The sequence below is a fragment of the Nitrosospira sp. CT genome (assembly GCF_059489795.1).
Genome location: NZ_JCAHZJ010000002.1, coordinates 39,766 through 61,434, shown reverse-complemented (window position 1 = coordinate 61,434; position 21,669 = coordinate 39,766). Strand labels below are relative to the sequence as shown.

Below are 21,669 nucleotides of genomic sequence, written 5' to 3'. Positions count from 1 at the left end.
GATGAAAGAGTTATACATACTGATGCTGAGCCTGCACGGGCTGATTCGGGGAAACGACATGGAGTTGGGGTGCGATGCGGATACCGGCGGCCAGGTGCTGTATGTAGTGGAGTTGGCGCGAGCACTCGCGCGTCAGCCCCAGGTCGGCAAGGTGGATCTGCTCACGCGAAGGATAGAAGATCCTTCGGTTTCCGCGGATTATGCCCGTCTTGAGGAAACGCTGGGCAACAACGCGCGCATTATCCGCCTTCAGTGCGGCCCCCGCCGCTATCTGCGCAAGGAAAGCCTTTGGCCCTATCTGGATCAACTGGTGGATCGCGCGCTGCTTTTTCTCCGCGGGCAGAAGCGCTTGCCGGATGTCATTCACAGTCATTATGCCGACGCTGGATATGTCGGCATGCAGCTTTCCCAACTATTGGGCATCCCTCAGATTCATACCGGGCACTCCCTGGGACGCAGCAAGCAACAACGCCTGCTGGCACAAGGCCGGAAGCCGCAGGCACTGGAGCGCCAATTCAGCTTCTACCGGCGAATAGCCACAGAGGAAGCCGTACTGCAACATGCTAGCCTGGTCATAACCAGCACGCCTCAGGAAAGCGTCGAGCAATATGGGCTCTACACCAACTATCGCCCGGAACGCGCGGTTGTCATTCCGCCGGGAACTGATATATCGCGTTTTTCTCCTCCCAGCCGTCAAAAACCAGTGGAAGTGGAGACCGCGCATCTCATCGATCGCTTTCTCGCGCACCCGCGCAAGCCCCTGGTATTGACCATTTGCCGTCCTGAAATTCGAAAAAATCTGGGGGCGCTGGTTGCCGCCTTCGGCAGTTCGCCCAAACTGCATGAACAGGCCAATCTCGCCATCGTGGCGGGCAACCGGGATGACATCCGTCAACTGGATGCTGCCCAGAACGAAGTGATGACCGATCTGCTGCTGGATATCGACCGCTACGATTTATGGGGCAAGGTGGCGCTGCCCAAACACCACAAACCTTCCGACATCGCCGGTTTCTACCGTCTCGCAGCCCAGCGCCGCGGCGTGTTCATCAATCCGGCGCTTACCGAACCCTTCGGTCTTACACTGATCGAAGCCGCCGCCAGTGGACTTCCCATTATCGCGACAGAAGATGGAGGACCGCGGGATATCGTGGCGAACTGCAAAAATGGGATACTGGTAAATCCATCGGACACCGGCGCGATTGCCGAAGCGATCGAGTATGCGCTTGCTGACCCTATGCGCTGGCGGCGCTGGGCGCGGAACGGCGTTTCAGGGGTAAAAAACCACTACACGTGGGAGGCGCATGTCAGGAGATATCTGCACGTTCTGTCGCGTCTGCTGCATCAGGAGCGCAAGCGCATCCGCCGGAACCTGGCGATATATCAAAGGCAACCGCGCCCGCTGCCCTTGATATCGCATATGCTCATCACGGATATAGACAATACCCTGCTCGGCGACCGTGCTGCCCTGCGTCGCCTTCTTGCTATCCTGCGGGCGACGCCACCCAACCTGGGCTTTGGTGTCGCTACTGGCCGCACGCTGGAAAGCGCTGTGAAAATATTGAAGGAATGGGGCGTACCCTTGCCCGATGTGCTGATCACCGCGGTGGGCAGCGAAATCTATTATGGTCCCGAACTTCGTCCGGATATCGGGTGGCAAAACCTGATCAAGTATCTATGGCGCCGCGATGCCATTGAAAACGTATTGCAGAAAGTGCCGGGACTCAAGCTGCAGGCGGGCGAAAACCAGCGCGAATTCAAGCTCAGCTACAACGTGGATCCGGAAAAAATGCCATCAGTAGCCAAAATCCGTGCTTTGTTGCGCGAGCAGAATCTGTCAGCACACCTGATCTACTCGCGACAGACTTATCTCGACGTGTTGCCGCTGAGGGCGTCCAAAGGGCGGGCAATACGTTATCTTGCCTACAAGTGGGGACTGCCGCTACGCGCGTTTCTGGTGGCGGGGGATTCCGGCAATGATCATGAAATGCTGATCGGTGACACCCTCGGCGTTATAGTCGCCAACCATAGTTCCGAACTCGCAAGCCTGAAAGGGAATGAGCAAATCTATTTTGCCCGGTCCGCATATGCCGACGGCATTGCAGAGGGTATGGCGCATTATGAATTTGGTACTTCCATCATGGAGACTGCAAATGCTGCACAAATTTGAAGCCTGGGCTGCCGATCATCGCGGGGATATGTATACGCTTCTGCGCAGGTGGTTCGAACTGGAAAGGCCGCTTTTGCTTCATTCCGATCTGGGAGCGGTTTTTAATGCGTTGAGCGCGGACCACGCCCATCTGCTTGCCGATTCGCAGGTACGAGAAATCGTAAACACTCTGCAGGAAGCAGTGTGCCGGCCGCCACTAGTCTACATGGCGGCCCGCGAGGAGGCGGGGTGCTGGTGGTACGCACGCTTGCATCTGGATAGGCTAATTCCCGAGGCTGTCACCGTGTCGGAATATCTCGCTTTCAAGGAACTGCTGGTGAATCCGGAGGGGGCGAATGAGCCCGTGCTGGAAATTGATTTTGCGCCTTTTAATCGCGGTTCCCCAAAGCTCAAGGAAATCCGGTCCATAGGGCAGGGTGTGATTTTCCTCAACAAGCAACTTGCCGGCGGGCTGTTTGGGCAACTGGGGTTGGGGTCGGACAAGCTGCTGCATTTCCTGACAGTCCATTCCATGGACGGGAAGCAGTTGATGCTGGGTGGCAATTTTGCCGATGTGCCGGCGCTGCGTTCCGGATTGCGCAGGGCTCTGAGCATGCTTGAGAAGTATCCCGAGGATACCGAGTGGAAGGATGTTGCCGAACCCCTTGGAGGTATCGGTTTTGCACCCGGCTGGGGAAATTGCGTGGGCCGTGTGAGCGAGACGATGAGTTTGCTGGTGGATATTCTGGAAGCCCCTTCTCCCCAGATCCTGGAAAGCTTCCTCGCCCGTATTCCGATGATCTCGAAACTGCTGATCCTGTCTCCCCATGGCTACTTCGGTCAGGATAACGTGTTGGGATTGCCGGACACGGGCGGCCAAGTGGTATACATCCTCGATCAGGTGCGGGCTCTGGAACGGGAAATGAGCGAGCGCCTGATATTGCAGGGAATAGATGCCGCGCCAAAAATCCTGATTGGCACGCGCCTCATTCCTGACGCGGGCGATACACTTTGCCACCAGCCCCTGGAAAAAATCCACGGTACCCAGAATTCCTGGATCGTGCGAGTGCCATTCCGAAAAGGGAGTGGTGAAATCGTTCGCCATTGGATTTCCCGGTTCGAGATATGGCCATACCTGGAAAATTTTGCGCATGACATTGAACGCGAAGCTCTGGCCCAACTCAGCGGTAGGCCCGACCTGATCATAGGCAACTATTCCGATGGAAATCTTGTCGCCTCGCTGATTTCCAAACGGATTGGTGTAACGCAGTGCAATATTGCGCATGCACTGGAGCAGAGCAAGTACCTGCACTCGGCGTTGTATTGGCGGGAGAACGAAGCCCAGTATCACTTCAACTGCCAATATACCGCCGATCTCATTGCGATGAACAGCGCTGATTTCATCATCACCAGCACCTTTCAGGAAATTGCCGGTACCGAGCAGACGGTAGGCCAATATGAAACATACCAGAACTATACGATGCCCGGCTTATACCGGGTGGTGAACGGCATTGACCTTTTCGATCCCAAGTTCAATATCGTTTCGCCGGGTGCGGATGCAGAAGTTTATTTTTCTTATCTCGATCGCGAGCGGCGTCTGGACGCCCTGATTCCGGACATCGAGCGTCTCTTGTACAGGGATGATCCGGGCGTGCCCTGCCGGGGCTACTTCGCGGATCCTGCGAAACCTTTGATTTTTACAATGGCTCGCCTGGACATGGTGAAGAATCTTACCGGCCTTGTCGCATGGTTCGGGCAGTGTCAATCCTTATCGGACGCAGCCAACCTTCTGGTGATCGGCGGGCATATCGATCCAGCAGCCTCCAGTGATAGCGAGGAGCGTGCCGAGATCGAGCACATGCATGCCCTCATGAACGAGTACAAGCTGGAGGGACGCATGCGCTGGCTTGGCACCCGGCTGGAAAAGAATCTTGCCGGCGAGTTGTACCGGCACGTGGCGGATCGTCGCGGCATTTTTGTTCAGCCGGCGCGATTCGAGGCATTCGGGCTGACCATTATCGAGGCCATGGCCTCCGGCCTGCCTGTATTTGCCACCTGCTATGGGGGGCCGCGCGAAATCATTCAACATGGAGTTTCGGGCTACCATTTCGATCCCAACAATGGATTGGCGGCTGCTTCCGCCATGACGGATTTTTTTGCGCGAGCGGCAGCCGATCCGGGTTTTTGGGACAAGGTTTCCCAGAAGGCCTTGCAGAGGGTCGAAGCGCGCTATACCTGGCGTCTCTATGCCGAAAGAATGATGACGCTATCGCGTATTTACGGCTTCTGGAAGTTCGTCAGTAAGCTGGAGCACGAAGAAACCATACGTTACCTCAACATGTTCTATCACTTGCAGTTTCGGCCCGTGGCAAAGGCGCTTCTCCAATAAAAGGCGGTCATGATGTCGTTTTTAAAGAATAAAGACCAGTTCCAATGCGCGCCGTGTCGTCAATTGTGAAAGCTTATCTGTTGTTCGGCGATGTTTTCTCTGCTGCCGGCATCACTTGAGAACGATCGGCAGCATGCAGTTTCTGGAATAGATCCAGCAGGCAGTTTTTTACCGTAAAAGTGCTGACCTCCAGTATCGCAGCCGTTTCAGAAACCGTTTTACCCATCTGGGTCCACTCCATTATCGCGATTTCGCGAGGACTGAATCCATACTCCTCTGGATTTAACGGAACCAGGGTGCTTCGTTGTTCCCGGGCGGTGGATCGATGCGGCCGAATGCCGCGTCGATGTATGGAAGCAGTATTCCGATGACGTTCATCGAGGAAGGGGAGATATTCCTGCTCGAACTGAACATCACGTACAGACAATCATGCTGCCCGCGTTTGTCGCTGATGCCATGTACCAACATGGAATGCATACCTTGCAGCGCCCCTCCCAGAGGACATTGCAGGACGCGTTCTTCCATCAGGAAACCATATTCGCCGCTACCAAGAGCGTAAGGAGCCTTGCCAAGTTGGAGCCAGCGGCGGAACAGACCCTGGAGCAAGGGTAGCAGTGCCCTTGCATCGGAGTTTTTGCTCCTCACTTCGAGCAAGGCAGAGACGACGTCATGACACACAGCATCTGCCTCGAAATCTCCCCATGCAGCGAGCATGATCTCGTGAGGCAGATAGTCTTGCATCTCGCCTTGCAGCCACAGCAATAGATCATAGTGACAGCTTACTTCCAGCCATTCCTGGATGATATGGTGGTACCGCTCCACGTGTTCCACAGAAAAAAAGGCCGGCAAGTTCATCTGGAATATTCAATCCGGGTTACGGGAGACCCCATTCACACTATATGAAGCAATCTTCATACCAAGAGCTAATTCGCGGATTTCAAAGGCCGAACAGACGTTTGATGGAAGAAATATGGGAAGAATGTAAAGATTTCTGACAGGCGATCAGGCCTATTTAAACTTGCAGCACCGAAGCTCCTAGATTATTTCTACCCACCGCGGCGCCGGAATACGGCTTTTCCTCAACTGGTATTTTCTTGTTGACCCCTTTCTTTGTTGATAGAATAAATTGGATTTAGCCCTTGAGAGTTCTTGAACCAGAGCTATTTGTTCCAGAACCAGGGGAACAGGGCAGGTTGAGAACAGAGCGAGCCACGGTTTCTCCCTTACAGGTGGAGGGGCGCGTTCTTTTTTTATTGCCGATTTTGACCAGTGCGGAGAAGTTCCGTAAAGGAGTATCATGAACAAGAGAGTAAAGGACAAGAGAGTAATAGCGATTGCATTCTCTATTATTCTGTCGTGGCCCGTCTCTGCCTTCTCGTTGCAGCAACCGGAATCACAGTCGCAATCACAATCGCAATCGGCTTCATCGCGGGAATTGCCTCATGGAGACGGCTGGCGCCTCGTGCGCTCGATTCAGCTCGGCAACTCAAAAAACTATATCCATATGGTCCTGATCGATGGCAAGCGGGATATGGATAAGGCGGTTTATGGCGCTGCGCTCAGCAAGATATGCCGATCGGAACCCGATTTCTGCAGGGTCAGATTCTGGAATGAAGAACGTTACGTAGCTGACTCGATTTCGTTTACAGATGCTCAATTTAAAGCGCTGCGGGCCGAATACATATTCAATCGTGCCGGCCAGGTGCAGCAAATGAAATATGCATGCACGGTCGTATCCGACAAGAATCAGTGTTTCTCTCACTGAGGAACACGATCGGCTACATCCGGAAAAGCGGTGGAGGTTCATCCGCCTGCTGACCCTAAAAAACAGGAACCTCAGATGACACGCAGATTGATCAGTTCAGGATCCACCTTCGAACAGGAGATCGGTTACTCCAGGGCTGTGGTTGAGGGTGACTGGGTCTTCGTCTCAGGCACGACAGGTTTTGACTACAGCAAAATGACAATCTCGGACGATCTTCTTGAGCAGGCTGAGCAATGTTTCAGAAATATCGACGCTGCTCTGGATGAGGCCGGGGCAAGCATGAGAGATATTGTGCGCGTCACCTATATATTGCCTGATGCTGCCGACTTCCCCAAGTGCTGGCCCATATTCCGGAAATATCTCGGGGATGTAAAGCCAGCGGCGATGATGCTGGCTGCTGGCCTGTCAGATCCGCGTATGCGTATCGAGATACAGGTAACCGCAAGGCGCGGCTCAGGAGCGTGAGATATTTGAACGATCAAGGGAGAGGTCTGCCGCTGCTGGCAGAGAGGATGGTTGGGACTTGGGATTCCACGCTAATAACAAATGAAGGGGGTAATTGATGGCTGAAAAAACAAACAGGATCTTTATCAGTTTTGCACTTAAGGACAGGAGTGCTCACGATCAGCTTCTGGAGCAATTGAAGGAGCAAACAACATTTTCCTTTGTGGAGATGCCTGTCAAACAGTCCTGGGAGCCTTCCTGGAAAGACGAATGCCGGGAGACGGTGAAGGGATGTGATGGCGTGATTGGCCTGATTACCAAAAACTATGTCAGAGCCGACGGGCAGCAATGGGAACTGCGCTGCGCCTACGATGCGAGAATGCCTGTACTGCTTATTCACGGAGATTCTGACAAGATCCCCTCCAAACTGCCTGAACCCGTTGGAGACCGCGAGATCGATGCGTGGACCTGGCCGACGATCTCATCGTTCCTCAACAGACTATAAGCATTTTTTCCTGAGCACTCCGGGCGGCAAAAAACCGGATATTGCCGACCGGAGCATGTCAGTTTTTCATATACCATCTTCCATAACCCGGGGAAACCTGTCAGAAGGCGCTCTCAGCCTGAGCCAAGTTCGACCGTTGCCTTCGACGGAAGTGAAAGCCCGGCCGTAAGAGTATTGCTGAAGAGTATCGATGCTCCCGATGGAACCATTCGGTTGAGTCGAGAAAACGCTTATTGCAACACGCCCAGATCCGCCACCCGTTGTTCGATAGTCCGCATCATTTCCTCATAGGCGGGCGCTCCGATTCCCCCAAAGCGTTTTTTGAACTCGGCCTCCGTCATGAATTCCGGCAGGTCGGACCAGGGGGGCATCAGATCCGTGTCCCCAATGTCGGAAAGGACACGATACTGAAGTTGCTGGGCTGATGTCTCGCTTGCTACCGCCTTTTCTCCAAATTTTGTGCCTGCGTGATCTGCAGCAAGATCGTTAAAGGAGAAGCCGCTGCCATGGCGGGAGTCCTCGAATTCCTTGTACAACCCGATTGCATCCGCGAGTGCCGTATCGGCATAGGCAGCGATAGCGGCGGAAACCATGAAGTGCTTGGCAAAATCATCACGGCCATCCAGTGTTACAACCTGAGGCTGGGCTCGGGGCCAGGTTGTTTTTCCTGGAAGAATCCGCTTCAGTGAAATACCCAGCACATGTGCTGTGGCAACCAGAATAAGGGCACGGTTTTCAGCACGCGCGTCAGTCTCCGTCGATTGCCCAACTGCTGCGCGCATGAGCGGTGAAAGCACGTCCGACAGCGATAATTCTTTCTCCCCAGTTCTGCTGCTTTCCACCAGCAGACGTTGATAACGAAGCAAACGTTCGCGCTCCTCTTCGCCTATGATCGAGGCCTTCATGCCGTGGGAGAGGCCGCCGCGCCAACGATAAACAATGGTCAATTCATCCGGAGAAACCTTTACCATCCGAAGTGAGTCCAAACTGGCCTTATATTCCGGGCTTTCTCTTAACCATTCCAGTAGCCGGGGCATGAGCATGTCCGCAAGCGCGTCGGGTAACGAAAGTTTGCCGATCTGGATCGATCTGAGTTGTGGCAGGCGATCGGTCTCGACTAAAGATGCCTGAATGTTGAGATATCTATCCGAGTAGCGCCTGAGTGGAGTCTCGGAAAGGGGGATGCTGAGGCGGATCCCTGCGCTTCGATGGGCAAGGGTGAGGTGAGCGCTGCCTTTCAGGAGTCTGCGCGCCAGATAATTTACGGCCAGATCCGCATCCGCCGGCATTATCCTTGCAGCAGCGAACATTCCCGGACGTACCCAGTAACGATGCTTATCCACAATGCGCTTTGCGCGTTCTATGTGATCCGGTGTCAGGACGACCTGACGGTTGACGCGTGGACGATCTTCAATGGCGAGCGAGATTACGACGGCTAGGACCAGGGAAAAACTCAATAGCAATCCAGCCGAGACAATCAGAAGTTTGCGCATGAAATTTTATTGAAGTGTCGCTCAGGACAGAGGGCGCACGATGCCGTATTCCGGACCATGGCATCTACGTCCTTGGAGATTTGCTGAGGGAAGATAAAGAAAAACGACGTTTTGACCGATACTCAAATCGCTTTCTCAAAAAAGGCGGAACAGATCACAACAATCCCAATGGCATGCAAACCGCGCCGTGCAGCCGACGCATGCCCATCCCGGGTGATGATTATCCCGACTTTACCGAGAATGCTCAAGGAGGACTTATCAAAGGGTTTCTAATACCACCAGTAGGGGCGGTAGAATCCTCCCCAGTAGGGTCCGCCATAATAATACCCATATCCGAAGTATGGACTGAAGCCGTAGCCCGGCCCGCCATAAGTGTAAGCCTGATATTGGTACACCGGCCATAAATAAATGCCTTTGGAAGAAAGCAGAGGCAGACGTACGTGTTTTTTTCCTATCGTACGCTCGATATCACCTTCGATTGTTCCCGCAACTGTGATTTCTCTATCCTTTGCATAAACTGCGGGATCCAGAAATTCGGAACTCTTGATTACGAAACGTCCCTCGCTCTGTTTGTTCAGTTGTGGCCGTCCGGAATAATTGAGGGGATAGGACAGCACCTGCACCAGGGTGAAGTTTTCTTCATTTTCAACATCAATCACCACGCCTCCCCAACGGACGGACGTATCCTTATAGCTGTTCGGGTCCTGACTCACTTCGCCATAACCGACTTTTGCCACCGGTACGTCTCGCACTGCTGCCGGCAGTCCGACGCACGCGCTCAAGGAGATACAGACGAATAACAAGTATGGTCTCATCTTTTTTTCCTTTCATGAAAACACGGCCCACGGATTGTTTATTTACCATCTTCACCTAGAATTGGAATTTCTTAATAGAGCCACTACAAGCATAGTTTAATCTGGGTTAAAAATACGACCCATTAATAGGGCGCCTTTGAATACTTTCTCACGACTGGCAGGCTGTCAGCGGATGGGTTTATCCGTCAGTGTCGTGAGCAGGAAGATGCTTTCCTGAAGTCGGCTTATGCCTCGTTGCTGAAAGCGCGGGTTTTCCGCCAGCACGTCGAGTTTTGCGAGCAGGCGAATATCCACGTGTTTTCCGTAAAGCGCCTCTACTTCGCGTGTGGAAACCGCAAAAGGCGGACCGGACATTTCGGACTCGGGATAATCGAAAGTAACGAGCAGTATCGGGATTGCGGGCGGCAAGATGCGCAGCAAGTGGTTTGCGTATGCACAGCGGGTTTCCGGGGGCAGCGCGACCAGGGAGGCACGGTCATACACCGCGCCCACCTCTGCCAGGTCATCTTTTTCCAAGTCGAAAAAATCTCCGCACAGGATGCGGATGCCGTTCGCATCCCAGCGATCGAATTTCCCCACGGTTGTGTGGCGAGGAGAATATGCGTTTTCCTTGAAGAACGCCTCTACTGCCAAAGGGCTTAATTCCACGCCCAGCACGGAAAGATTCTGTTCGCGAAGCCATATCATGTCACAGCTTTTACCGCAGAGGGGAACGAGAACCTGTTTCTCCGGCTCAACCTTTAATTCACGCCAATACTGGCGCAAATACGGATTGACTTCGCTCTGGTGAAAACCGATTTCTTCCTGCCTCCAGCGTTCCAGCCAGTATTCTTTTTTCATTTTCCTGTGTTCTCCCGGCATTATTTAAGATAAATTTATCCTGTCGCCATCCACTTGAGTTCGCAAAAGATTAAACCGGCAATGTTTCGCCGATATAAAATTTCGCCAAAATTATCCTGCCCATAACTACGAAATGCTTCAAAAACTTGCTGCACTTTTTAAGGAATTTGGATTTTTTGCTGGCCTGTTGTATGTGTCAGATCGTTTTCTCGCGAGTATTTCTCCCGGCCTGCGACTGTATTTCTACGATATTATGGTCCAGCCGATTCACAAAGAGCCACTTATCCCCGAGCGGTTAAGCAGGAATCTTGAAATTCGCGAGATCAAACGAGGTGATCCGGAAGTGGATCTCATGCCGGCGGGGTCAGACATAAAGGAAGCCCGTTTCGAGCAGAATGCGGTTTGCCTTGGCGCTTTTCAGAAAGGAAAATTTATCGGATATATGTGGTTCTGTCCCTATGCTTACGAAGAAGACGAGGTTCGCTGCATCTTCCTGGTATCGCCGATCGGCGAAGCGGTCTTCGATTTCGACTTCTACCTTTTTCCCGAATATCGCATGGGCCGCGGATTTATCGGTATGTGGAACGGAGCCAATCAATATCTTAACGAGCGAGGGATAAAATATACCTTCAGCCGTGTCACCCGGACGAACATCGCCTCCCGCCGGGCGCACAGCCACCTGGGGTGGAAATGTGTGGGACGCACACTATTCTTGCAGGCTGGGCAGTTGCAGTTCATGGCTGCCACTATTTCTCCCTTCCTTCACTTGTCGTTTGGGAAGTCCGGACATGTTCAGCTAAAATTACGTCCCGATGCTCTGCTGGTCCAATGATTCGTCACTGAAATAAGTGTGGAACTCGCGCTCGCCGGGGCAATCGAAGGCACCAGAATAATCAAGTCCCTGAAAGGTTGCGAGGAGTTGAAGGAAGTAACCTCAGGCCTTTTTACGCAGCACCGCGGTATGAAGCATCGGGCGGGCGAGCGTCAGCAATTCCGGTGAAATTCCTCTTCACTGTGTGCAGTCATGCTTTCCAGTGCGGAGTTCTCTGATCCATGATGCTTGACAATAGTGAGGCAATGTATCCAAGTGTACACTTCGTTTATTTTATATTGAGAGGCTATCCATAACCGAGGGCGAACATGAATTTGAATGCAAAGAAAACAACCGCAGCTGTGCAATCCGCTTCTGAAAACCCCAAGTTGCGTGTAATGCCCAAACAGCTCTTTTCCCGAACTCCTGTTCTTACTGGAGATAATGCTGCGGCAAAGCGCGAGGAAATACGCGAATACTTTCATTCCACACTGGATCGTTACGAGCAGCTCTTCGAAACGTTGCGGGGAGATGCAGCCTACTTCAAAAAACCCATTTCCTTACGTCATCCGCTGATATTCTACCTCGGCCATACGGCAACCTTCTTTACTAACAAATTGCTGCTTGCGGGTCTGATTACTGAACGCATCAACCCAAAAATGGAATCGATGTTCGCGGTTGGCGTCGATGAAATGAGTTGGGACGATCTGGATACGACGCATTACGATTGGCCTTCCGTCGAAGAGGTGCGAGTCTATCGAAGAAGGATGCGGGAAACCGTCGATCGACTCATTCGTGAAACGCCTCTGACCCTGCCCATTGAATGGGACAGCCCCTGGTGGACGATCATGATGGGTATCGAACACGAGCGCATTCATCTAGAGACTTCGTCCGTCCTTATCCGGCAGCATGCGCTGGAACATGTCGCTCCCCATCCTGCGTGGGAGCCCTACCGTAAATCCGGGGTTGCGCCCGACAATCAGTTGGTGAAGGTACCGGAAGGCACCGTGCAGCTTGGCAAGAAAAAAGACGATCCTTTCTACGGATGGGATAACGAATACGGTACCCATATTGCGGACGTTGCAGCCTTCGAAGTCGGCAAATACCTGGTGAGTAATCAGGAATTCCTGGAATTTGTTCAGGCGGACGGCTATGGAACCGAAAGTTACTGGGAAGAGGAAGGGCGCGCCTGGCTGAAGCATGCTGGCGCGAAGCATCCTACCTTCTGGCTCCAGCGAGGCGTCGAATGGGAGTTGCGCCTGATGACCAAGGAAGTTCCCATGCCCTGGGATTGGCCCGTGGAGGTGAATTATCACGAAGCCAAGGCCTTCTGTAACTGGAAAGCGTCTGTAAGCAACCAGCCTTATCGCCTCCCGACAGAGGATGAATGGTACCGCCTCTATGAGGTGGCGGGATTATCCGAGGTTCTGGCTGCCGCACCAGCCGAAGCCAACATTCATCTCGATCATGGTGCATCCAGCCACCCTGTCAACGAATTTGCTCAGGGCGATTTTTACGATGTGGTCGGGAATGTGTGGCAGTGGACCGAAACGCCTATTTATCCTTTCGACGGCTTTGATGTTCATCCCCACTATGATGATTTCACAACCCCGACCTTCGATGGCAGGCACAACCTCATCAAGGGAGGCTCCTGGATTTCCTGCGGCAATGAATCCCTGAAGAACTCACGTTACGCGTTTCGCCGCCATTTCTTTCAGCACGCGGGTTTTCGCTATGTGGTCGGCACTGCCCCGGCGATACAGCATGGCTCGCACTATGAAACCGACAAGCTGCTCTCCGAATATGCGGAATTCCATTATGGAGACACCTATTTTGGTGTGCCAAATTTTCCGAAAGCGCTGGCCGAACTCGCTATTGCCGCCATCGGGGACAAGCCGGCCCGCAAGGCGCTCGATCTGGGCTGCGCATCGGGGAGAGCCGCCTTTGAACTGGCGCGGCATTTCGATGAGGTGACAGGAGTTGATTTCTCTGCCCGCTTCATTGGGCAGGGAGTTCAGCTGGCGTCACAAGGCGTACTGCGCTATACCCTCGCCGATGAAGGTGATCTGGTTTTTTACCGGGAGCGGACGCTGACTGGACTGGGCCTCGATAACGTCAGGCACAAAGTGGCGTTTTATCAGGGCGATGCCTGTAATCTCAAGCCGCTCTATACGGGTTATGACCTGATTCTCGCGGCGAATCTCATAGACCGCCTGTATGATCCGGCCAAACTGCTCACATCCATACACACTCGCCTCAATTCCGGTGGTATTCTGCTGATTGCCTCTCCCTATACCTGGCTGGAGGAACATACCAAGCGGGAAGCCTGGATCGGCGGATTCAAGCGGGATGGTGAAAGTTTCGGAACGCTCGATGGCCTAAAAGAAACTCTGAGTACCCACTTCAAGCTGATTCAGGGACCCACGGAAGTTCCATTTGTCATTCGCGAAACACGCCGTAAATTCCAGCACACACTCTCGGAAGTAACAATCTGGGAGAAAGTTGTTTGAACAGAAGCTCTTCCATCGGGAACCAGGATTTTGATAAGGAAATCGACCGGACCGGGACAGCCAGCCTGAAATTCGACAAGCGCCAAAGCATGTTTGGCGCAGCGGGAGTAATTCCCCTATGGGTCGCGGACATGGATTTTGCCGCTCCAGTCGCGGTTACCCAGGCGCTTTCTCGACGCGCCGCCCATCCGGTGTATGGGTACACTGTCTTTCCCGACAGTTTGTATGAGTCGCTGATTGATTGGCTGAGGCGTCGTCATGGCTGGGAGATCGAGCGAGACTGGATCATGATGTGCCCCGGCGTGGTTCCGTCGTTGCATGCCGCTATCCTGACCTTTGCGCAACCCGGAGAACCGGTTATCGTGCAGCCGCCGGTATATTTCCCCTTTTTTTCTGCCGTCACCAGTACCGGCAGGCAACTCGTACAGAATCCGCTGCGGTTGCGGAATGGCCATTATGAGATCGATTACGATCATCTCGAGCAATGTGCGCAAGGCGCGCGTGTCCTGCTGCTATGCTCGCCGCATAATCCCGTCGGCAGGGTGTGGAGCAGGGGAGAACTCGAACGCATCCTGCGGATAGCGGATAAACACAACCTCGTGGTATTTTCCGACGAAATCCACGCTGATCTGGTTTATCCCGAAGCCAGGCATCATATGCTCTCACGGCTGGCGAAAGCATGGGCCGGAAGCAAGGCAAATGTCATAACAGCTGTCGCCCCCAGCAAGACATTCAACATTCCCGGATTGAATCTTTCCGCTCTCGTCGTGCCGGATTCCAAGCATCGGGAAGAGCTTGCGCAGACGTTCGATATCCTGCACGTCAGCGCATCCAATCCTTTCAGCATTGCTGCTTTCGAGGCAGCCTATCGGGAAGGTGAAGTCTGGCTGGATGAATTGCTGGTTTATCTACAGAAAACCCGTGATTTTGTCTCAGAGTATCTGGCGACCCACCTCCCTGAAATCCACCTCATCGACCCCGAAGGCACGTATCTGCTCTGGTTTGATTGCCACGAGCTGATGAATAAATTGGGGATGACTGATATCCAGCTCAGGCATTTTTTTGTGCATGAAGCGGGTATCGGTATGAGTCCGGGCACTTTGTTTGGCGAAGAAGGCAGCGGTTTCATGCGCATGAATATCGGTGCGCCCCGTAGCATCATTGAAGCAGCACTTGAAAGTATCAGAAAAGCTGTGAACAAAGCGAAGCAGGGGAGCACCTGAGCGTATGGAGGTCCCGACAGTTCTGTTTTCCCAGGAAGGGAAGCTCCGCTCGTACTCATGAAACAGCCGCAACAAAGAACAACCAGACAATAACAAGCGCTGTTTCAATACATGAGCGAAACACTCAAATCCTGGAGCGGCTGGATAGCGGTCTTCTTTTCCATATGCATCTGGACCGGCTTCATTCTCGTCAGCCGATACGGAGGGATGGGCACGTTGACAAGCTGGGATATTGCCCTGCTGCGATTCGGAGTAGGCGCTTCGATCGCCGTCTTTTTTTTGCCGCGAATCCTGTTGCCCCCCCTCAAGGTGATAGCCCTGTTCTCGCTGTTCGGCGGCATCGGTTACGCTGCGGTGGTATACGCTGCCTTTCGCTGGGCGCCGGCAGCTCATGCTTCCGTTCTGTTGCCCGGCACACTGCCTTTTCTGACTGCGATTATTGCATGGCTGTGGTTCGGCGAAAGATTTACAGTCGTGCGCCAGATAGCGCTGCTTATTGTTTTTGTCGGCATCCTGCTGACCGCCGCTGACTCGCTCTCACTCGGAACACATGTATCTCCCACGCAGATTCTCGGGGACGTGCTATTTCTTTGCGGGTCCTCATTATGGGCGATATTCACGCTGCTGCTTGCGCGCTATCCGATGCCGCCGCTTGCTGCCACTGTAACGACCACCCTGGGCAGCGCCGCAATTTACCTGCCCGTTTGGCTGTTATTTCTGCCCAGCAATCTTGCACAGGCCTCTGTCCGCGAAATCACCATTCAGGCAGCATATCAGGGTGTGCTGGTCGTCTTTATCGCGATGCTGCTCTATACGTTCGCCGTGCGTCGCCTCGGGTCGCAAACGGTCGCCCTGCTGATGGCATTCGTGCCCGTCGTATCCGCATTGGCGGCTGTGCCTGTCCTGGGAGAACCCTTGTCTTTGCTCACTCTGGCAGGATTGGGGGCGGTTACCATAGGCGCTCTCCTAGGAGCGCGCCAGGCATAAATATTGGACGGGGAGTAAATGCTCAGACATAGTATCCCGATAAGGGCATAATGAGCACTATCTGATACTCCAGCTGACCATACTCGGGTTTCGGGGTGGAGGAACTGCGTCATTGCTCGTGTACATGTGAATCTCGCTCTGCGAATTGTTCTTGAACGATGACGCTTCAAAGCGAGGCGGAGAGGCCTGCTGCGAACTGGAACGGACGAAGAGACAGAACTGCTCCTGTTCGCTACTTTTGAATATCTGATACTGATTTCCCCTATATAGAGTAATGCCGGAATCCGGGCTTTCGCCGATTTCTCCCGATGACATGCTTCCAGACGCAGTGGCGCCTGCTCTGCCGGCTGCCTGGATTGGGGCTGTTGAATCCCGGCTTTCCAAGGGAGAAAAGGTGGCAGCATGGCTCGAAACTGACCTCAATGACCAACTGCATTTTGATCCTGGACTTGTAGTCGTCACCAATAAACGTCTGCTCGCCAAGGCGGCGGCGGAGGCGGCGACAACCTTACAGGAGTGGAGTTACCGGCCCGGACTGACGCTTGTGCGCAGCGATCATGCAGGCGTCGGCAGTCTTGAGCTTTTTGATGAGAACGCGCTACTTGCATGCTGGCGCTACACATTGGGGAGGGATGCTGCGGCCAGCCGGCTCATCGATAATTTCCGTGAGCAACTTCATTATCACTTGACAGGGGAGTTTCGCCCTTTACCTGTACAGATTCTCTGCCCCAAGTGTCACAGGATACTGGATGTTTCACTGGCTCCGGGGCAGGAGGAGTGCGAAGCGTGCCGCAAGCAAGTACATGCCCCTCCTTCTACCTGGACCCTGTTACGCTTGTGGCGTTTCGCCAGACCCTACAAGTGGAGACTTTTTGCCGGTTTTCTTCTGACGCTTGGCAGCACGGGAGCGGCGATGGTGCCTCCGTACCTGACCATGCCCCTGATGGACAACGTACTGATTCCCTACCAGAACGGTAAGCCCATCGACGTTGAACTGGTTGGTTTTTATCTGACCGGACTGCTCGGAGCCGCGATTGTGGCCTGGGGATTGGGATGGGCACGCACTTACGTACTCGCACTGGTTTCCGAGCACATTGGCGCTGATTTGCGTACAGCCACTTTCGAGCATCTTCTCAAACTCTCGCACGCCTATTTCGGCGGCAAGCGCACCGGGGATCTCATGGCGCGTATCGGGTCGGAAACAGATCGCCTCAACATTTTCCTGTCGCTGCACCTGCTCGATTTCGCGACCGACGTGTTGATGATCGGCATGACGACCATTATCCTGGTTTCGATCGAGCCGTGGCTTGCGCTGGTCACCCTGACGCCATTGCCGATCATTGCGTGGTTGATCCATCTGGTTCGCGATAAGTTGCGAACCGGGTTCGAGAAGGTCGATCGTGTTTGGGCCGAGTTGACCAGCGTGCTTGCCGACACTATTCCCGGCGTGCGGGTGGTGAAGGCGTTTGCGCAGGAGAAGCGGGAGGCAACCCGCTTTCGCGCTGCCAATGAACGCAATCGTGAAGTCAATGACCGGGTCAACAAAGTCTGGTCGATGTTCACGCCAACAGTCGTGCTGCTGACCGAGATCGGTTTGCTGGTGGTGTGGGTTTTCGGTATCTGGCAGGTATCAAAAGATGAAATCACGGTAGGCGTGCTGACGGCTTTTCTCACTTACATCAGCCGTTTCTATGTACGGCTAGATTCGATGAGCCGTATCGTCTCGTTTACGCAAAAGGCCGCTGCCGGCACCAAGCGCATCTTCGAAATTCTCGATCACGTTTCCAGCGTTCCGGAGCCGGCCCACCCTGTGCACCTGCCCGTCGTAGAGGGGCGAATCGAGTTGCGAAATGTCGAGTTCCGCTACGGTACCCGCACAGTCACGCACGACATCAATATAACCATCGAGCCGGGTGAAATGGTGGGTCTGGTAGGACATAGCGGCTCAGGCAAGAGCACGCTCGTCAATCTGATCTGCCGTTTCTACGACGTGACGGAAGGCGCAATCCTGCTGGATGGCGTAGATATACGCGCGCTTCCGGTCGCGGAATACCGAAAGCATATCGGGCTTGTTCTTCAGGAACCCTTTTTGTTTTTCGGTACCATTGCCGAGAATATTGCCTACGGCAGACCGAACGCGACAGAGGAGGAAATTGTCGCCGCCGCACGAGCTGCGCATGCGCATGAGTTTATTCTCCGTCTGCCGCACGGCTATGACTCTCTGGTCGGCGAACGGGGGCAGGCGCTCTCGGGTGGAGAGCGGCAACGCATATCGATTGCAAGGGCACTGCTAATCGATCCGCGTATTCTGATCCTGGACGAAGCGACATCCTCCGTGGATACGACCACCGAGAAAGAGATCCAGAAAGCGCTCGAAAACCTGGTACGCGGTCGGACTACCATCGCGATTGCCCACCGGCTCTCCACATTGCGTGATGCCAGCCGGCTTATCGTTCTTGATCGCGGAAGCGTTATCGAAGTAGGCAATCATGATGAACTCATGGCGCGTGAAGGGCATTATTACCGGCTTTACCAGGCGCAAGTGCGCAATGTGGACACAGAGGACGATCTGCGCGGGCTGAGCCCGGAGCCAAGGGCTGAAGGTGGCCGGGAATGACGGGAAAAGTGCCCTTACACTACTCCCTGAGCCGCAATGCCTTTGGACGACTGGTGTTTAACGGAGCGAACGGGGAGGTACGAGAGGGTGTGGTTCCGGTACGGGCTTTTCCCATTACCGCTCCCAGCCGCGGTATCTCGCTGGTCGATACGGATGGCCATGAGCTGGCGTGGATCGAGGTGTTGAGCGGCCTTCCCGATGAGACGCGCAGGCATGTTGAAACGGATCTTGCCAACCGGGAGTTCATGCCGGAAATCAAACGCATCGAGGCAGTTTCAAGTTTTGCCACCCCCAGCACCTGGCGGGTTGAAACCGACCGCGGAAGCACGTCGTTCGTTCTCAAGGGCGAAGAATACATTCGCCGTCTGACTCCAATCGCTTTGCTGATCACCGACAGTCAGAACATCAATTTCCTGATACGCGACCGTACGGCGCTCGATCATCACAGCCGAAAGGTCCTCGATCGCTTCCTCTGATTCAAAGCAAGGGTACCGATTCCGGCACTTGCAGTTGGAGCATTGTTTCGCAGTTGCGTGTTTACAGCGCCCTCTGCAAAGCCTGTCGCTGACAGGAGACATACAACATTGCGTGATATCAACGGTATATTTTTGCCGGGAAACCGATTGTCGGCAAATGGCGACAAAATAGCCTCCTCTCCTGCTCCAAATAACTGTTTTTCAAAGATTATTTTAGCTGGCATAATCCATGCTTGATTTCTTGCGGATGGGGACTCCGTACTGAAAGCCAGACGCTCGTGAGAAAAATCATTTGCTTTTCATATTAATTTACCTGGTTGTAAACCTATTGTAGTCAGCCGCGTTAGTTCAACCTTAACTTATTTCTTGTGAGAATCTCACTTTATGCTGGCTTACGCAGATAGCAAACCTGACTACATAACGGTAAATCGGGATATCAAGTTTATTGAAATACGTCACCTCAACGGCCCCAATATCTGGAGTGTCCGTCCCGTACTTGAAGCCATTGTCGATATCGGGGAACTCGAAGACTTTCCCTCCGACACAATCCCCGGTTTCTATGAATGCCTGTCTTCCTGGCTTCCTTCGCTCATTGAGCACCGCTGCAGCTATGGGGAGCGGGGCGGATTTCTGCGCCGTTTAAAGGAAGGTACCTGGACTGGCCATATTCTCGAGCACGTTACGCTTGAACTGCAAAATCTGGCAGGAATGCCCGGTGGCTTCGGCCGGGCGCGCGAAACATCCCTGCGCGGTGTCTACAAGGTGGCTGTGAGCGCGTGGCATGAGGATGTCACGCGCAATGCTCTCGCAGCAGCAAGGGAATTGCTGCTTGCGGCAATGGATTATTCGCCGGGGGACGAACCTTACGATGTGAGAGGCGCTGTTGCGCATCTGCGCGGGATGATCGATTCGCTGTGGCTGGGACCATCCACTGCCTGCATTGTTGAAGCTGCCGCCAGCCGCAACATTCCGGCGATTCGCCTTCTTGCCAAGGGCAACCTGGTACAGTTGGGCTATGGCATCCGAAGCCAGCGCATCTGGACAGCCGAAACGGACCGCACTCCCGCAATTGCAGAAAGCATCTCGCGCGATAAGGATCTGACCAAGACACTGCTTCAATCGTGCGGTGTCGCTATCCCTGAGGGCCGCATCGTTCACAGCGCCGAGGATGCATGGGAAGCGGCCCAGGAAATCGGTCTGCCGGTGGTGATCAAACCGTGTGACGGAAATCATGGACGCGGCGTTTTTATCGAGTTGAGCAAGCGTGAAGAAATCGAGTCCGCTTATAGGGTAGCTCTGGAAGAGGGCAGCGGTGTCCTGGTCGAGGGTTATGTTCCCGGTACGGAACACCGCCTGCTGGTAGTCGGAGGCCGTCTCGTCGCCGCAAGCCGGGGTGATTCCGTTTCGGTTACAGGCGATGGGATTTCCACCATAAACGAACTGATCCAGCAGCAGCTCAACTCTGATCCCCGCCGGGGGGAAAGTGAAGATCATCCGCTGAATCCGGTCAATGTGGATGGGGTAACGATAATGGAACTCCTGCGGCAAGGTTTCACCACGGATTCAATACCGCTTGTCGGGCAGGAAGTCATCATTCAGCGTAACGGTAACCATGCTTTCGATGTTACTGACGAGGTGCATCCCAGTACCGCGGCGGCGGCTTCGCTGGCGGCGCGTGTTGTCGGGCTGGATATTGCGGGCATCGATCTTGTCGCCACGGATATTGCGCGGCCGCTTGCAGAACAGGGTGGAGCCATTGTCGAAGTCAATGCCGGGCCCGGTTTGCTGATGCACATCAAGCCCGCTATTGGTACCCCGCGTCCGGTCGGTGAAGCGATCGTCGAGCATCTCTTCCCGAGCTACGAGGACGGCCGCATTCCGATTGTAGGTATTACCGGCAGTTATGGTACAACCACTCTGGCTCATCTCATTGCTCAACTGCTCGCGCTATCCGGAAAGCAGACGGGCCTGGCATGCAGCGACGGCTTCTATCTTGATCGCAGGCAAGTGAAAAAAGGTGATCAGGCCAACTGGAAGACAGCGCGTAACATTCTCATGAACCGGTCAATCGAGGCGGCGGTTTTTGAAAACGGCAGTGACAGCATGCTGCGCGAGGGATTGGCCTACGATGGTTGTCATGTCGGCATCGTTACCAATGTGGAGTTGACCCGTCATTATGGAAAATATATCGAAACTCCCAAACAGGTCTTCGACCTGTTGCGTACCCAAGTGGATGTAGTCGTGCCCGCAGGTGCGGCAGTGCTCAACGCCAGGGAGCCGATGCTGGTGGAAATGGCTGCGCTGTGCAATGGGGAAATTATTTACTTCAGCCTGGATTCCGATCTTCCGGTAATAAAAGAGCATTGCTTGCACGGTACCGCTGGTATAAACGGCGTCCAAGGCAAACGGGCGGTAACGGTTCGAGACGGAGAAATTTTCCTTGTTGACGGGTCCGGTGAACTGCTACTGAGTAAATTGAACGATGTTCCGGTTACATGTAACGGGCAGGATGTTTTGGAGGTCGAAAATGTACTCGCGGCAGTAGGCGCCGCATGGTCACTCGGCATCGACCTGGCCGTCATACGCGCGGGGATTGGAAACTTTCACGCGTTTAACAAGGCGTAAAAAGAATCAGTAAACCTCCGCTG

17 protein-coding genes are annotated in these 21,669 nt (G+C 53.8%); 12 read left to right on the top strand and 5 right to left on the bottom strand.

The genetic code is table 11. The annotated features are described in order from the left end of the window. Position 1: 1 nt before the first annotated feature. Both AC52W5_RS00275 and AC52W5_RS00270 read left to right on the top strand, forming a co-directional pair. Positions 2–2,167, top strand: a complete 2,166-nt coding sequence (locus AC52W5_RS00275; protein WP_074974841.1) for an HAD-IIB family hydrolase — start codon at positions 2–4, stop codon at positions 2,165–2,167. Further along, a complete protein-coding gene (locus tag AC52W5_RS00270) occupies positions 2,151–4,535 on the top strand; it encodes a sucrose synthase (protein WP_495669519.1) in 2,385 nt (794 codons plus the stop codon). Before AC52W5_RS00275 ends, AC52W5_RS00270 begins: the two co-directional genes overlap by 17 nt. A 73-nt stretch (positions 4,536–4,608) precedes the next feature. Here the strand turns inward: AC52W5_RS00270 and AC52W5_RS00265 are convergent, their stop codons facing one another. Both AC52W5_RS00265 and AC52W5_RS00260 read right to left on the bottom strand, forming a co-directional pair. Beyond that, positions 4,609–4,761 carry a hypothetical protein gene (locus AC52W5_RS00265; RefSeq protein ID WP_495669518.1) on the bottom strand — a complete coding sequence of 51 codons (153 nt, stop codon included), beginning with the start codon at positions 4,759–4,761 and terminating at the stop codon, positions 4,609–4,611. Between the two features lie 56 nt (positions 4,762–4,817). Further along, positions 4,818–5,390, bottom strand: coding sequence for a hypothetical protein (locus AC52W5_RS00260; RefSeq protein ID WP_495669517.1), 573 nt, complete (start codon positions 5,388–5,390; stop codon positions 4,818–4,820). Positions 5,391–5,832: 442 nt separating this feature from the next. On the opposite strand from AC52W5_RS00260, the gene AC52W5_RS00255 reads away from it, so the two are divergent. From AC52W5_RS00255 to AC52W5_RS00245, 3 genes are all read left to right on the top strand, one after another. Then, a complete protein-coding gene (locus AC52W5_RS00255; RefSeq protein WP_495669516.1) occupies positions 5,833–6,300 on the top strand; it encodes a hypothetical protein in 468 nt (155 codons plus the stop codon). 75 nt (positions 6,301–6,375) lie between these two features. Then, positions 6,376–6,765 carry a RidA family protein gene (locus AC52W5_RS00250; RefSeq protein WP_074974837.1) on the top strand — a complete coding sequence of 130 codons (390 nt, stop codon included), beginning with the start codon at positions 6,376–6,378 and terminating at the stop codon, positions 6,763–6,765. A 97-nt stretch (positions 6,766–6,862) separates the two neighbouring features. Then, positions 6,863–7,249 carry a TIR domain-containing protein gene (locus AC52W5_RS00245; protein WP_074974836.1) on the top strand — a complete coding sequence of 129 codons (387 nt, stop codon included), beginning with the start codon at positions 6,863–6,865 and terminating at the stop codon, positions 7,247–7,249. Positions 7,250–7,479: 230 nt separating this feature from the next. Here AC52W5_RS00245 and AC52W5_RS00240 read toward each other — a convergent pair whose 3' ends face one another. The 3 genes from AC52W5_RS00240 to AC52W5_RS00230 form a co-directional block, all read right to left on the bottom strand. Continuing rightward, positions 7,480–8,742: a hypothetical protein gene (locus AC52W5_RS00240; protein WP_495669515.1), complete on the bottom strand. Its 1,263-nt coding sequence runs from the start codon at positions 8,740–8,742 to the stop codon at positions 7,480–7,482. Between the two features lie 269 nt (positions 8,743–9,011). Further along, complete coding sequence (locus AC52W5_RS00235) at positions 9,012–9,557, bottom strand: Slp family lipoprotein (protein ID WP_495669514.1); 546 nt, start codon at positions 9,555–9,557, stop codon at positions 9,012–9,014. Positions 9,558–9,722: 165 nt separating this feature from the next. Then, positions 9,723–10,397: a thiopurine S-methyltransferase gene (locus AC52W5_RS00230; RefSeq protein WP_495669513.1), complete on the bottom strand. Its 675-nt coding sequence runs from the start codon at positions 10,395–10,397 to the stop codon at positions 9,723–9,725. 133 nt (positions 10,398–10,530) lie between these two features. Between AC52W5_RS00230 and AC52W5_RS00225 the strand changes: the two genes are divergently transcribed. The 7 genes from AC52W5_RS00225 (at position 10,531) to AC52W5_RS00195 (ending at position 21,646) form a co-directional block, all read left to right on the top strand. After that, positions 10,531–11,229, top strand: coding sequence for a GNAT family N-acetyltransferase (locus tag AC52W5_RS00225; protein WP_495669512.1), 699 nt, complete (start codon positions 10,531–10,533; stop codon positions 11,227–11,229). Between the two features lie 377 nt (positions 11,230–11,606). Continuing rightward, complete coding sequence (gene ovoA / locus AC52W5_RS00220) at positions 11,607–13,718, top strand: 5-histidylcysteine sulfoxide synthase (RefSeq protein ID WP_495669525.1); 2,112 nt, start codon at positions 11,607–11,609, stop codon at positions 13,716–13,718. Next, complete coding sequence (locus AC52W5_RS00215) at positions 13,715–14,941, top strand: MalY/PatB family protein (RefSeq protein WP_495669511.1); 1,227 nt, start codon at positions 13,715–13,717, stop codon at positions 14,939–14,941. Before ovoA ends, AC52W5_RS00215 begins: the two co-directional genes overlap by 4 nt. Positions 14,942–15,052: 111 nt before the next feature. After that, a complete protein-coding gene (locus AC52W5_RS00210) occupies positions 15,053–15,928 on the top strand; it encodes a DMT family transporter (RefSeq protein WP_495669510.1) in 876 nt (291 codons plus the stop codon). A gap of 274 nt (positions 15,929–16,202) precedes the next feature. After that, complete coding sequence (locus AC52W5_RS00205; RefSeq protein ID WP_495669509.1) at positions 16,203–18,545, top strand: cyanophycin metabolism-associated ABC transporter; 2,343 nt, start codon at positions 16,203–16,205, stop codon at positions 18,543–18,545. Next, positions 18,542–19,021 carry a cyanophycin metabolism-associated DUF1854 family protein gene (locus tag AC52W5_RS00200; protein WP_495669508.1) on the top strand — a complete coding sequence of 160 codons (480 nt, stop codon included), beginning with the start codon at positions 18,542–18,544 and terminating at the stop codon, positions 19,019–19,021. The genes AC52W5_RS00205 and AC52W5_RS00200 overlap by 4 nt, the downstream gene beginning before the upstream one ends. A gap of 384 nt (positions 19,022–19,405) precedes the next feature. Further along, positions 19,406–21,646, top strand: coding sequence for a cyanophycin synthetase (locus AC52W5_RS00195; RefSeq protein WP_495669507.1), 2,241 nt, complete (start codon positions 19,406–19,408; stop codon positions 21,644–21,646). Positions 21,647–21,669 lie beyond the last annotated feature (23 nt).